The sequence below is a fragment of the Microcoleus sp. CAWBG58 genome, from assembly GCF_020883045.1.
GTDB lineage: Bacteria > Cyanobacteriota > Cyanobacteriia > Cyanobacteriales > Microcoleaceae > Microcoleus.
In genome coordinates this window covers 1-13915 of record NZ_JAHRFA010000033.1, presented here as the reverse complement: position 1 = coordinate 13915, position 13915 = coordinate 1, and the positions used below count along the sequence as shown (strand labels likewise).

9 protein-coding genes and 1 pseudogene are annotated in these 13915 nt (G+C 45.3%); 7 read left to right on the top strand and 3 right to left on the bottom strand.

The window, feature by feature from the left end; genetic code table 11:
* Nucleotides 1-59 precede the first annotated feature (59 nt).
* Entirely contained in the window at nt 60-3593 is a 3534-nt protein-coding gene (locus tag QZ918_RS16345; protein WP_293336767.1) for a WD40 repeat domain-containing protein, read from the bottom strand.
* A 446-nt stretch (nt 3594-4039) separates the two neighbouring features.
* Nucleotides 4040-5368 carry an AAA-like domain-containing protein gene (locus QZ918_RS16340; RefSeq protein WP_293336765.1) on the bottom strand — a complete coding sequence of 443 codons (1329 nt, stop codon included), beginning with the start codon at nt 5366-5368 and terminating at the stop codon, nt 4040-4042.
* A 271-nt stretch (nt 5369-5639) separates the two neighbouring features.
* On the opposite strand from QZ918_RS16340, the gene QZ918_RS16335 reads away from it, so the two are divergent.
* The 4 genes from QZ918_RS16335 (at nt 5640) to QZ918_RS16320 (ending at nt 9105) form a co-directional block, all read left to right on the top strand.
* Nucleotides 5640-6725, top strand: a complete 1086-nt coding sequence (locus tag QZ918_RS16335; protein ID WP_293336763.1) for a hypothetical protein — start codon at nt 5640-5642, stop codon at nt 6723-6725.
* A gap of 540 nt (nt 6726-7265) precedes the next feature.
* Nucleotides 7266-7679, top strand: coding sequence for a DUF6006 family protein (locus tag QZ918_RS16330; RefSeq protein ID WP_293336761.1), 414 nt, complete (start codon nt 7266-7268; stop codon nt 7677-7679).
* A gap of 147 nt (nt 7680-7826) precedes the next feature.
* On the top strand, nt 7827-7991 hold the full coding sequence (locus QZ918_RS16325; RefSeq protein WP_293336759.1) for a hypothetical protein: 165 nt from the start codon (nt 7827-7829) through the stop codon (nt 7989-7991).
* Nucleotides 7981-9105: a cellulase family glycosylhydrolase gene (locus QZ918_RS16320; RefSeq protein ID WP_293336757.1), complete on the top strand. Its 1125-nt coding sequence runs from the start codon at nt 7981-7983 to the stop codon at nt 9103-9105. Before QZ918_RS16325 ends, QZ918_RS16320 begins: the two co-directional genes overlap by 11 nt.
* Before the next feature lie 90 nt (nt 9106-9195).
* Here QZ918_RS16320 and QZ918_RS16315 read toward each other — a convergent pair whose 3' ends face one another.
* The gene (locus QZ918_RS16315; RefSeq protein WP_293336850.1) at nt 9196-9936 is read right to left on the bottom strand and encodes a DUF1868 domain-containing protein; all 741 of its coding nucleotides are present in this window, start codon (nt 9934-9936) and stop codon (nt 9196-9198) included.
* Between the two features lie 176 nt (nt 9937-10112).
* On the opposite strand from QZ918_RS16315, the gene holA reads away from it, so the two are divergent.
* The 3 genes and pseudogenes from holA to QZ918_RS33280 form a co-directional block, all read left to right on the top strand.
* On the top strand, nt 10113-11090 hold the full coding sequence (gene holA, locus QZ918_RS16310) for a DNA polymerase III subunit delta (RefSeq protein WP_293336755.1): 978 nt from the start codon (nt 10113-10115) through the stop codon (nt 11088-11090).
* Between the two features lie 1019 nt (nt 11091-12109).
* Entirely contained in the window at nt 12110-13171 is a 1062-nt protein-coding gene (locus QZ918_RS16305; protein ID WP_293336753.1) for a hypothetical protein, read from the top strand.
* Nucleotides 13172-13753: 582 nt separating this feature from the next.
* Nucleotides 13754-13915: pseudogene (locus QZ918_RS33280) on the top strand (DUF4277 domain-containing protein); the annotation flags it as partial.

The window sequence follows — 13915 nt, the reverse complement described above, 5'->3', positions numbered from 1 at the left end:
ATTATGGATTGAAAGCAACTGCCCAGCGATATTCTGCGTTTGGACGGTACGATCGCCCTTTATGGGATGCGATCGCAAATCTGCCGATCGCCCCGGTCTACTCTAACATTGTGATGAAGGTAATCCTCCATCCAGTCGCAACCTTCTGGAATTAGCTGCTTTAATAGCAAGGTTTCGGCATTCCAAAGCTCTACTTTGGCATCATCGCTAACAGTAACAAGAGTTTTACCATCCGAACTGAATTGAATATTCCAGAAAGGATAGCCGCGTCCTTGGATTGTTTGAATCTCTTGCCCTGTCTCGATATTCCAAAGCCGAATTCTGCCCTCAGCACTGCTAGAAGCAAGGGTTTTACCGTCAGGACTGAAGCTGAGTCCTGTTATACCAGCAGAATGTCCGCTCAATGTTTTCAATGCACGACCCTCTAGCGTCCAAAGTTTAATGGTTCTGTCATGACTTGCCGAAGCAATGGTTTTGCCATCGGGGCTAAACCGCACGCGCACAACATAATTGCCGTGTCCGTGAAATGTTTTCAAGAGTTGTCCCTGAAGGTTCCAAAGTTTGAGGGTGCCATCGTGATGACCGGAGGCAAGAAACTTACCATCACGGCTGAAACTCACACTCCAAACTTTACCTGCATTTGCCCTCAGAGTTTTTACTTCTCCATTGCCAATTTGCCACAGTTTGATGGTGCGATCGTAACTGGCAGTTGCCAGGATTTGACCATCGGGACTAAAACTCACATCAGTAACTTCTTTGCTGTGTCCGTTGAATGTTTTCAGTAGTTGACCGTTGATATTCCAAAGTTTGATAGTTTTGTCGTAACCAGCAGCCGCGATCGTCCTACCATCTGGACTAAAACTCAGACTCCCGATGCGGTTCCATTCTTGATTGCTCTTAGCATTAATCGTGGCTAGTGCTTTCCCCTGCCAATTCCACAGTCGAATTGTCTGGGCCTCTCCAACCCCATCTCCGGCAGTAGCAAAGATCTTACCATTCGGACTAACGCTCACACTATATAGAGAATCGGTATGTCCGTGTAAGATCTGATGGTTTTGGTTGCTCAAATTCCACAACCTTACCGTGTCATCCCCGCTGGCTGTAGCAATAGATTGACCATCGGGGCTAAAACTAACTGCAAAAACTTCTGTGTGGTGTCCTTTGAAAGTTTTAAGTTCTCCTCCCTCTAAATTCCATAATTTGATAGTCTTATCGGCACTTGTCGAAGCAATAGTTTGACCATCGGGACTGAAACGCACCCCAGTAGCATAATTATTATGTTTGCCGATCGTCCTAATTTCTTTTCCTTCTAAATTCCACAATTTGATCTGTGTATCTCCACCTGCGGTGGCAATGAACTGACTATCAGGACTAAAACTGACCCCATAAATCGATTGTGGACTTGCTCGGAAACTTTTGAGTTCTCGCCCATCCATACTCCAAAGCTTCACCGTTCCCCCCCGATCTGCGGAGACAATCTTTTGACCGTCCGGACTGCAATTGAGGTTCCAAACATCATACTTGTGTCCTGTGAGAGTTTTGACTTTTTGTCCGTCGATTTGCCAAAATTTGACCGTATGATTCGCACCAGATGCAACAATTACTTGACCGTTAGGACTGAAACAAAGGTCAGCCATAAAACTCTCTTCATCGCCACCAGGAAAGGTCATCAATTCTTTGCCATCCACCGTCCATAGCTTGACCTTTTTGTCAGCACTGATGGCTGCAATCTGTTTACCATCCGGGCTAAACTTTACATTTCTAAAAAGTTGATTTTGTCCCGACAACCGTTGGAGTTCTCGTCCATCCACACTCCATAACCTAACGGTATTATCATCACTGGCAGTCGCCAGGGTTTTACCATCTGGGCTAAAGTCTATGCTTCTGACTTTATCGTTGTGTCCTTCTAAACGATTGCGTTCGCTAATTTGGAACATGACTCGCTGCAATGCCAATTGGACGGACGATCGCGTCTCCGTATCTGCCCGAGGTGCTGCGTTCAATTGAGTAGCGGCTTTCAGGGCGGCGAGTAAAGCATCCAGTTCTTGATTAGCATTCAGTGAAGCTGAGGAAGCCAGACTGAAAGATTTTATTCTCTCCTGTTGTGCCGTTTGGAGCATTTCTCTAGCTAATAATCCTGCTGCGATCGCACTCAACAAAGCCACAATTAGGATGACACTCCCTAATCGGATGCGTCGATTTGCTTTGCGGTTTGCTTGTTGCAGGACTTGATTCGCATCCGACAAGACTTCATTCGCCTCTGCCAGGATTTTAGAAGCTTCGGCTTCTGTCTCAAGTTTTTGTTGCAAATCGCGTTGTTCTAAAGCTCGACTTGCTGACAAAAAGTGATAATCTTCATCGCTGAGGCTTTTATCCTCTGCCCACTCTAGGGATTGCCGCAATACCTGTCCCCGCAACAGCCATGATTCTTCTTGTCCGTTAGCTGCCAACCAACCCGATAAAGCAGTGGCATAAAAATCAGGACGGAGGCTAGTGGATTCTTGTTGAACCCAAGCCAAGTTAAACACCGTCGCATAAATGCGGTTATAAACGCAGAGTTTGTCTCGTTGCTTGACCACCAATCCTGATAATTGCAGCTCCAGGCGATCGGGACTGTCTTCTACAGGAATTGCGTTGAATTGTAAAATTTGCTGGTATAGCCCGAGTAATCTACCTCTACGCTGTCCGCTGCCACGAATGCGATCGCGGATTGTCCTCAGATGCGGTGGGTTATCCTGAGATTCCCAATTTTGAACGATATAATGTTGCACCAATTGCTCGATATTGGGCTGGCAACTTTCGGCTTTTTCTGCTACCAATTTACACAACTTTTGAGTGAGAAACGGTTGTCCGCCCGTCCACTCTAAAATTTCTTGTAAAACGGCTGTTGGATTCTCTACTTTTCCAATTAATCCTTGAGTTAATGGTGATTTAGCTTCTGCCAGCTTAAATCCGGTCAAATCGATCGATCGACCAATATTAAAGGGAGTTCTTTGCTTATCAACCATCAGGTCGGATGGTGTGGCAACTCCCAACAGACAAAAGGTCAAGCGATTGTAGATGCGATTGTGCGATCGTTGCTCGTAGCAAGCGCGAATTACAGCAAATAGATCGTCGGTTGAAAAATTTAAACTCTTGACGTTATCAATTTCTTCTAAAAAAATACAGACTCTCGGACTAGCAACTTTGACCAATAGAACATCTTCAATAAACAGGCTGAGTTGTTGGATTGCAGAAAGTTCCGCTTGTTCTTTTCTCCAAGTCTTTAGGTCGAACGTTCCTGAAAGCTTGAAAACTCTGACCAATTCCACGACTAAACCTTTATACCATTGGTCAGCCGTTACCTGCTTGGACCCCAATTTGGTCACATCCACTGCCGCACAAGCAATTTTTTTCACTTCTAGCAGTTGCATAGTTCTTGCTTTTAAGCTCGACTTCCCCATCTGCCGAGAGTTAAACACGTAACAGAATTCACCCGCTTCTAACGCAGCCAATAATTCTCGATCGGCCTGCCGCGTTACATAACAGAGTGCATTTGGCGGTAAGCTTCCTCCCACTTTGTATTCATAATTTTCGTTGTAGATGGTATTCATAAAAGTTCTTGCGGTACACTTAGATCAAATACGGATTTACTACCCCCTTTATTGTCATTGCGTTTCATGTCGCGTAGCGAAACGAAGTGAAGCAATCGCATAGACTCTGCCTCCAAACGGAGGATTTATAAAGGGGATTCCTAACCCAGATTTAGTATTAGACCTTTCAGTAGGTTGGGTTGAGGAACGAAACCGAACTTTATTTGGGGTTTGTTGAGCGGAGCGTTTAGCGGAGGGTTTACTTCATTGGACCTGACATTTTGCAGCAATGTCAATTGGGGATTTTTCGTGGGGTGGGGGCGGGTTTATTTAACTTGTCTGCTTCGTTTTTGTCCGTTGGCGAACCCGCCCCTACAGGATTGTTGAGAATGGTGCAAGATCTCAGTTCAACCCAACCAACCTACTTGATTTGCTACAGATATTGCTGTTTCCTATTTCCTCCCTTTTCAAGCAAGATTGGTGCTGAAATACTGACGATATAGCTCGCAACTTGGTGTTACTTGGTTGCCATTAAGATGAACGAGTCCCATACTATCCAACTGATAGACAGTTACAGATTCTAACTGAATAGGATTTTGTGCAGTCACGACCTGTTTCAAGGCGAATGCTAATTCTGGTTGCTGTTTTAAATTTCCTAAGCAACACCGCAAATGGTCGCTATAAACTCCAGCATGGGTTGGAGCATCTTGCAGCAATTGCTGAAGCGTCATATCCTGGCGAGCAAGGTGATACAGGGCGAGTCGAATCAGATAAGGATGCCCTCCAATCATCGCCGTTAACGATTGGGTCGTTTCCACAGTCCAAATTAAGCCATGTAACTGAGCTAGCATCTGGACTTGCTGTTGATTAAATGGCGGCAATCTCAGGGGTAGCCCAACATTAAATGGAGATTGATGGATATTTAAGGAGATATATACTTCTGTTGAGTGGGCGATGACTAATCGAAGTTTCCGCCAACTTTCTTGGAGTGTGGCTTCTTCATGCCATTCTCGCAGCAAAGCTAAAAAATCTTCAGCAATATCGGGATAGTTAAAAACCGTATCAATTTCGTCTAAGCTGAGGACTAAATCCGTCTCTAACTGTTCTAATAAATGGGTTTCAAAGTATCCAGTACAGCTTACCTTACTACCAATTTCTTCATCCCAGTAGTCATCAAGCTTTGGTTCTAGCTTGAGTTCTCGGCTCACATTCAAACAGAACCATCGTAAAAATTTATTTAAGCTTGTAAAGACTGTTTTTTCAGCATTTCGCAGGTTAATGCGAACAACTTGATAATTTTGTTGAGTCGCATAAGCCAACACTTGATTCAGTAAAGAGGTTTTCCCCATTTTTCTAGGCCCTCTGATCCGAATCAGAGAACCGGGCTTCACAATCTCCTTGTAACAGTCAGATTCGATCTGGGGACGTTGCACGTAGAAGGGCGAATCTGGTTCTACAGGTCCTTCTGGAAACTTTAGGGCGATCGCACAATTTGATGTTGGTGTTGATGAAGTTTTTTGCCATTCTCGCTTGAGTGCTTGCCGGAAGCTTTTCTTTGTTACTTCTTCGCCTAATGCTGCTGACAGTTTTTTCCACAAGCGATATCCCACGTCTCCACTGATGTAGTTCTCAGTCAGAAATAACTGTTCGGCAATCTTTCCATAACTTTTACCTTCCCACGCGCCTCGAAGCACCTCTATCTCAACATCACTGAGGTGTTTTTCAGTATGTTTTAATACCAGTGTATTAACCAGATTTTGGGTTTGTTCCCAAGACAGTTCTGTTTCAGCATTCATGGCTTAGAGTAGCAAGATGAATACCTTTGATTATATCACGAATTAACGGGTGAATCAATGGGGTTGCTGCACCTGACTTTTCCAGACTTTTTGCTTTAAATGTAATTTGCAATCCTGAACTTTTCCTGTTTACTATCTCCCCTTTTCCTGATTTTTTTGATAGTAAACTCCAGAAGTTTACCAGGGATCATATCGAGTTGCGATCTGTAAATATATAAACATGAAGCACAAATGAGTGCCAATAACAGACTACACAACAAACCTAAAAATTATGCACAGTTGCGAACAAAAATGCGAACAAGTCGATACTTACAGCGACAGCCGATCGATTTTGCAAGAACAAGTACCAGAGTTGTTACCACTTGCTCAAGAAATTGTAAATGCAATCGATTTAACCTTTCTCAAAGTTACAGCAAATTTTGCAGATCCTGGAACATTTCCATTAGGAGAATTTCATGAAGGTAGTCTTGAGATGCTACTGTCAAAGCGATTATCAGCACTAAGCGATCTCAAGAAAAAAATTGCGATTAACAATGTTAAGTCGGCAATAGAAAATTTGGATCTTCTTCGAGAAGGAAAGTATTCAAATCTTTCTGCAGCGGGTGTTATTGACAAACTCAAGCAACCAGAACCAATTTTTGAAAGTGCATCGGATTTATTTCTGAAGCATGGGAAGATCTTTCGGAAAAAAATCAAATTTTTTGGTGAAGTCAATGAGGATATATTCATACGTATGCGTCCGGAGTTTGATAAGATTGCTCTCCGCATTCACCGTGTCAAATGTCTGGTAGAAACTTCTGGAGGTGGTGATGATGAAATCGAGCTTGCAGCAGTAATCACACAACCCAGTGGTGCAACGAGTAAATTAGGGCCTCAAGTAATCTCTAATGATTTTGATGATGGAGAAGAAGTCTACTTCGGAAATTGGTATTACGCCTTCTACGATCTCTGGAATCCAAACCACTTTCTGGGGTTCCCGAAGCTTTGTCAATGCACATTTATCTTATCTGAGGTTGATAATGGTGGTTTGCCAGACATGGTTCAAACTATTTACGACAAAATTAAAGAGAAAGTTGCTTCTGCCATAGGTATAGCTGTCGGCACTCTTGTTGGATCGCTTGCTGGACCCGTCGGTGCTGCTGTTGGTGCAGCAGTAGGATTTGTTATGGGAGCACTGTTCAGGTTTTTTCAGATTTGGTGGGAAGATGATTTGTTTCCACCTGCTACGGTTGGTGCGATGATTCCATCGTTTGACGCACGTTGGAATGGCAGCACGATTAGCCCGCAGTATTCATGTTACTTTAAGGATTATGGAGGGTTATATCGTATCGATTATTCTTGGCAATTTGTGAAGTAGTTTACAACTGTCACAGCAGATGTATGTTGGGTTGACGCAAGGAAACCCAACATCAAAAATCGATGGTTTTGTTGGATTTCGCTATTGAGCTTAAGAGTAAAGAGGAAAATTCTCAATTGAACAAGGCGGACTGTATAGATAATGAAAAACCCCGCCCCTTTCAGACTGATGTAAATCAGAGAATTCAACGGGTTAAATAGAATTATTTTCGATAGCGCCAAACTTTCTTGTAAAGGGAAGCAAATCAATCAGAGTTCCAAAATTTAAGGTGCATATCAAAAATCAATTCATTAACTGTCCGGTTAACTTAAGCGTTGAGTTGAAGAATCTCATGGAACACAGATTGCCGATCCATAATTGCCTGAGTTCTCATACCGTATAAAAATCTACCCGACACTTTATGGAGCGATTGACATGGCAGCATATAACTTTGCTTCTTTGCCTGTTTACCCACAATCAAGTTTATAAAAAATCTGGTGCAGACTGCTGAGTAATAAATAAAGAGTCAAAAGAGAGGTTCCCAACATGAGGAATAATTCTATGACGACTATAATGCAACGTTCACTAATTACGATATCCTGCGGCATTGCTTTATCCCTTGCCGTTTCCAGTTCGACTATCGCTAGCCAAGCCGTCGGCTGGTGGGGCGGCGATTGGAATTGCAATATCGACGGGCGATCGGCCCGGATGAGATGGAATGTGGTTGATGATAGCCAAACCACCTGTAACGGTAACATCTGTAGCAGCACTTCTGGCGTGCGTTGGAATGGCAGTTTTTCTGACAATGGAGCTCGCTGGGTGCCGCTGACAAATCCGCGTCAGGCCGATCGAGGCGGATTGTACTTCCGCCATGCTGATGGCAATCAATGGTATTTGCCTAAACCCACAGGCAATAGAACCACGGGTTGGACGACGTGGAACGGTAAGCGATATCCGCTTTCATGCTGGAAATAAGTAGAAGGAAGAAGTCCGAGGGAAGTCGGAAGAAGGAAGAAAAGCCAGCCAGTAAGCTTTTGAGAGAAGGAGATCTTGGTTTTAATTAAGTGGACTTACTTAGTACAGTCTCGTTTCTTTTCTTCGCTTTCTATAAAAAAGCAAGAAATGAGGTTAGGTCAGACCTTCAAACTTTTAGGGCGATCGCCGATTTTAATTAGGTTAGTTTTCCCGATCGATCTCACAAGCCCAATTGTTTTTGTCGATCGGGCGATCGCCAGCTACATCTCAAATTACTCGAAGTTCTATTTATGGAGAAAACATGATGTCTGATGAGCTTTGCCGCCGTCAATTTTTGAAGGCAGGTGTCGGTTTAATTGCTGGAATAGGAAGTGCAGTTATGTTTGGCGATCGCCCCGTCGTTTTAGCCCAACCCGCTAGGCAGCCTTCGCAAACTAAGAATACACTTTATACAAAGGGACGCTATCTTTTTGATTCAAGGGGGCAGAAGATAGTCCTGCGAGGAATTAACCTACCCCTCCTGGATGACTGGAATTTTCCTCAAAGCGATCGACTGGCAGAATTGGAAAAAACAGGAGCCAATGCTGTCAGAATCCAATGGTACAAGGATTACGGTCAACTGACTCGCCCTGCCTATTCGCTGCAAAACTTGGATAATTTTCTCGCCAAATGCAAGGCGAACAAAATTATTCCGATCCTGGGGTTGTTTGACTTAACCTGTCAGCCCGATACCACCCTCCTCAACACCCAGTTGATTCCTTGGTGGACTTCCGAACCTGTTTTGGCTGTATTGAAAAAACATCAGCGGTATCTGATTGTTAATCCTGCTAACGAATTGGGTGTCTATCGTTGGGCGAGCAATTCTGTGGCAGCATTGGAGGCGTATAAAACCTCATATAAAAATGCAATTGCTAGGATTCGACAACACTTGCAAGTTCCGATCGCAATTGATGCACCTGATTGCGGTAGTTCGATCGAAGTGTTCGCCAAGATAGGTCGGGAATTAATCGATAGCGATCCAAATCGCAATCTTTTGTTTAGCGGACACGCTTATTGGGCTGGTTATGATGGAATGTCGCATCTTAATGCAGTCATCAAAGCTAATTTACCGATCGTCTTTGGTGAAATCGCCAACAAACAAGATGAATCGATCGCGGGAAAAACCGCATACTGCTACTACGATATCGATGGCCGTAAGGAAAATCATTCACCCCAGAATAATTTTACCTATCAAGCGCTTTTGAAGGTGCTAAAAGAGCAGGAAATTGGTTGGCTGGCTTGGTGTTGGTGGAAGGATGGTTGCGATCGCAGGGAAATGACTCGGGACGGGAATTTCTCAGGTCTTACGCCCTACGGCAAAGATCTGGTAAACAATCCTATCTACGGCTTGAAGGCGACTGCTCGGCGATCGACTGCTTTTGAATAGTTAATAGTTGATCGACAAGTATTAGACAATTGACAGCATATTTGATTTTTATGCTGCCAAATGCCCAACACTAAATATTTGACGATCGGCTCAAAACTCAAAAACAGGCCAGTCTGGTTGTCGCACGTAGCTAGTCATGTCGTCAAACTTCCGCAGTTCTGCTTTGTGCACCCACAAATCCTGGGGCGTGTCGAGCCATTGGTCGTTTAACTCAGCCATCAGGGCAGAAAAATGAGCGCGGTTTAGGTTCGGCCCGGTGTCCCCAAAATAAGCCAGAGTAATGTGTGCCGTAAAATGATATTGCTGTTCAATTCCCAAAGCAATTAAATCGGGATTTTGATAGATCGATCGACGAAACTCCAGAATTTGCTTGTAAGAGTTTTCGTCCGTCGGTGCCAAACACACACCTACAGCTCTAGTCATCACCATCAACCCCAGCACCGTCCAGCGTATGGGAGGGCCGCCCGCCAAGGGTTTGCAGGCCGCAAAACCATCTTTTATGCGATCGCGCAGTTGCCCCTCAAATTCTGGATTTTTCTCGGAGGCATCTCGAAAAGCGCTACTCCAAATGAGATCGGCCACGGTTAAATGGAAGCTATCAGGAGGCAGTGCTACGATCGCACCGTCCGCGATTTCCTGCAATAGCCGTTGTTGGACTGAGTGTAAATTAGTATAAAGTGCAGTATTGTCTGCATCTTCCCCCGCAGGTGGCGTAATCACCGAATAACCCGGAAAAGGTACAGGCGTTCTGTGACCGACTTCATCAGGCTTAAATTTTGGAGATTCCTGAATGTGTTCTACCTGGGACTTGTAGGAGTCCAGCAGCGTCATTCGCGCTACCCGATTTACGTAAGCTTGATAAGTATCATCCAATCTTGATTTCCTCGCGGTGAAATACTCCCACACCAAATTTTATATTATGGTGCGGGCTTCCAACATTCTGATTCAGGATATGTTGGACTTGGGGATCGTGCAAATCTGATTTTTTTGGCTGCTGAGCTTGAAATATGCCAATTTACCTGTTTTGGGGAGAAGACGACTTTGCGATCGCGCAAGCAGTCACAAGTTTGCGCTCCTCAGTCCTCGACTCCAATTGGGCTAGTTTTAACTATGACAAGATTGTGGCCGATCGACCCGACGCTGTGGTTGAAGGACTCGATCGAGCTTTAACGCCACCCTTCGGCACCGGCAGCCGTTTTGTCTGGCTGGCAAATACGACTGTAACGCAGCAGTGCTCTGCGGAACTTTTAGCCCAATTGGAACGCACTCTGCCAGTCATACCCCCCAGTACCGTATTGCTGCTGACATCCGTCAAAAAACCCGACAGCCGGCTCAAATCTACCAAGTTAATCGCCAAGTCCGTCGAATTTCGAGAATTTTCACCTATTCCGCCTTGGAATGAAAAAGAGTTAGTCCAGCGAGTGCGCCAAGTTGCCGGGGAAATGAATGTTAAATTAACCGCCACGGCGATCGAACTTTTGGCCGAATCCATCGGTAGCGATACGCGCCAGCTATACAGCGAACTTGAAAAATTGTTACTGTTTGCCGGCAATCGCAGTCAACCTCTCAACCCCGAGGAAGTCGCCGCACTGGTGCACTGTCACGCCCAGAATACCTTTCAGCTAGCCGATGCGATACGCGCCGGCAATACCTCCGGTGCTTTAGAGTTATTGGCGGGCTTAACGGCTCAGAGCGAGCCTGGTTTGAGGATTGTGGCGGGCTTGACTGGTAAATTTCGGATTTGGCTGTGGGTGAAGGCGATGATCCAAGCGGGCGATCGAGATGATAAAATTGCTCAAGCTCTAGACCTCGGCAATCCGAAACGAGTATACTACTTTCGCCAAGAAGTCAAGAACGCCAGCTTAGAAAAACTGCAAAAAAGTTTGCCTTTGCTGCTAGAGTTAGAAGCTTCCTTAAAGCGGGGCCGGGAAGAAATATCAACCCTGCAAACCAAAGTTATAGAACTTTCTAGCTTGTTTCGCTGACGAGAGACCCCGCAGCAAAATTGGCGAATTATATCATGTCCGCTCGATTACCATAACAACAACGGTTTAACGGTTTGTAGTGCGGGCTTAAGCCCGCAGCCAGAGTGCGGACTCGCCGGTTTGTAGTGCGGGCTTAAGCCCGCAGCCAGAGTGCGGACTCGTATTCCACACGCACGAACGAATTTTACTGCCGTTAATCGATCGGACAATATCTTACTGTAAATTTTTACAACAAAGTCCGCGATCGGATATATCTTTAGATGTGCGATCGCGCACAAAAAGCTCAATAACTACGAGAAATACTCTCAGAATGCCACAGTAGAAGTTAATGTGTTGACATACTCCCCACCATAAAGGCATGGGATTCTGGATTCAAACAGCTTTCTTCAAGCACAGCTTGTCTGATGTTGCCTGGCCCATAGGTTGATGCCCCAACCTATAAGATTTTTTTGGACTATAGAGTTGAGACCGGATTTTTACATCTCGCGAATCAACAATCTATGATTCTATCGTCAGTAACTCAGGGAGTCAACGCCACTGAGCTTGTAAGAGTAATTGAGCAAGCTATACTGACGGGCCAAGCGTCTTAACTGACTACGTTATTTGAGTCACGACACCAAGCGAATGCTCTCGCTAGTTCCTTGCTCTGTCATCTGCAATTAAACAGTTTGAAAGTCACGCTCAACAGTGTTGCAGGTCTCTCAAGCTCTCATAACCTTGGGCGTTGCCTAACATTACCCGTAAGGGCTTGGAGACAACCATATCTCCGCAGAGGGGCAACCATACCCCTCTACCCCGCAAGGGGATTCAAGGCGGTTGAAACCGCCGAGTCGTTTTCCTCTCAGATCTAAAGACTCGCTCGTTTCCCACTTACCGAGTATTTTTATGAAAGCCGTCTGATCGGGACGGGGTTCCTACCCCAATTTTTCGGTAAATAAATATTGTCCGCCGCCTAACGCCGATCGATTAATATTATTTGTCGGCTCTCCACTCCCCCCAAAAAAAACAAGAGCGCTACCATGACACAACAGAACCTGCGGGAACTTCTGAAGCAGGGCGATCCAAAAGCGATCGCATCTAGCATCAACCGTACACTCAAACCCAAAGGCATCAACGCCGATGTGACGCGGGACAACGGCTGCCTCCACATAACTCTGGAGTCAGGCAAAGTACCGAGTCAAATGGCATTGGTGGATTTCATCCGCAGCGGGATGACGAATTTGGGAGTCGAATCAATTCACACTGTCAAAGTTTACGGGCGTCGCACAGGTGACGGCTCCCCTGCGTGGGAAGATGAAATAGATCTGATGCCCGCAGATCCAATGCTTTATGCCTCGGATACTGGAATGCCTGACGACTCTGTAGGTTTAGATGATGTCGAACCGGATGGCGAAGACTATTATCAAGAGGGACAATTCGATCCAGATGACAACGAGGAAGACGACGAGGAAGACGACGAGGAAGACGAAGACGAAGATGTAGCCCCCCCTCCGAAAAAACAATTCCCAAAATGGGCAATACCTGTGGGTATCTTAGTGCCTCTGGGGGCGATCGCAGCGTTTTACTTGACTGGAAATTTCCCCTTCGGTGGCGGCTCGAACCCTGAACCGAGCGCCCCCGAAGCAGCTTCGCCCTCCCCCAAAAAAGCCACATCTCCTGCGTCTAAAGCCACATCTCCATCTCCCAGCGCATCTGGGGAGACCCCACAGGCAGCATCTCCTCCTGCACCAAAAGCCGCTCCCACTACTGCTGCTGCGCCCGCGAGCCCTGTTCCCAAACCTCCAGCGCCCAAGGCAGCATCTCCAGCGCCAAAAGCAGCATCTCCTGCACCAAAAGCCGCCGCACCTAAGCCTGACTCTTGGAGGGAAGGCGTTAACAACGCTCAGAAGGCGGCAGTTTTGGCACAGACGGCTCAATCTCAAGCAGAGTGGATTGCGGTAGCAAGCGAATGGCAGAAAGCGGTTCAGCTTATGAGAGCCGTGCCGTCAACTAGCCCCAACCATTCAAAGGCTCAGCAAAAAGCGGCAGAGTATCAGGCAAATCTGATTGTTGCCAACCGCAGGGCGGCGGCAGCGCCTTAAGAGTTTTGAGTTTTGAGTTTGATACTCGATGTGCTAAAAAGTCAAAAGTCAAAAGTAAAAAGTAAAAATCTTGTTTTTACTCAAAGCTTTATTACTTTTGACTTTTTTGAATTTTACTGATATCAAGTCCGGTAGCACCGTCCTGGCTATAATGGCGGTGTGGTGAATATAGCGTGCGATCGTACAATTATGGTCAAGCGTCTGGTTGTTGAATCACATCTTTCAGTAGAAGAAGTTGAAGGCAACTACGGTTAGGCATCCGACCCGATCGATCTCACTTGATACCATACGATCTGGCTGGAACGCTAGAAGATGGGTAGCCGAAGAGGTAATATTTCATCGCTGTCAGGGCTTAATTCAAGAACAAGACTTAATTACTGATTTAACTTTCTTTCATTGGTGGCATTGTTCTATTGCTAATTGCGATCGAAGCCCACCATACAACCCACATTCCGCAGATATTTAAGTAGATTGAATTTCAAAAGAATTCAGAATTGTCAAAACCTCAAATTATTGCTAAGCAATAATTTGAGGTTTTTTTAAGGTATAATAATTAGTAGCAGTATAGCAACCTTCAAAACAATGAAAAAGCCCTCTGAAGCTATAAATATCGTAAACTTAGACCCTGCAAGGAATAGTAGCAGGGATAATAGATGAAATGGAATTGGTAGAATTCGTCAACAAAATAGTGGGAATAAGAAGTAAAGAAACCCTAAGCCCAGGACAAGTAATGAAAGCAATGAT

What these genes read in the sequence shown, in the direction of transcription:
- QZ918_RS16345 (WP_293336767.1), bottom strand. Translation starts at nt 3,593, where the DNA reads ATGAATACCATCTACAACGAAAATTATGAATACAAAGTGGGAGGAAGC.
- QZ918_RS16340 (WP_293336765.1), bottom strand. Translation starts at nt 5,368, where the DNA reads ATGAATGCTGAAACAGAACTGTCTTGGGAACAAACCCAAAATCTGGTT.
- QZ918_RS16335 (WP_293336763.1), top strand. Translation starts at nt 5,640, where the DNA reads ATGCACAGTTGCGAACAAAAATGCGAACAAGTCGATACTTACAGCGAC.
- QZ918_RS16330 (WP_293336761.1), top strand. Translation starts at nt 7,266, where the DNA reads ATGACGACTATAATGCAACGTTCACTAATTACGATATCCTGCGGCATT.
- QZ918_RS16325 (WP_293336759.1), top strand. Translation starts at nt 7,827, where the DNA reads ATGAGGTTAGGTCAGACCTTCAAACTTTTAGGGCGATCGCCGATTTTA.
- QZ918_RS16320 (WP_293336757.1), top strand. Translation starts at nt 7,981, where the DNA reads ATGATGTCTGATGAGCTTTGCCGCCGTCAATTTTTGAAGGCAGGTGTC.
- QZ918_RS16315 (WP_293336850.1), bottom strand. Translation starts at nt 9,936, where the DNA reads ATGACGCTGCTGGACTCCTACAAGTCCCAGGTAGAACACATTCAGGAA.
- holA (WP_293336755.1), top strand. Translation starts at nt 10,113, where the DNA reads ATGCCAATTTACCTGTTTTGGGGAGAAGACGACTTTGCGATCGCGCAA.
- QZ918_RS16305 (WP_293336753.1), top strand. Translation starts at nt 12,110, where the DNA reads ATGACACAACAGAACCTGCGGGAACTTCTGAAGCAGGGCGATCCAAAA.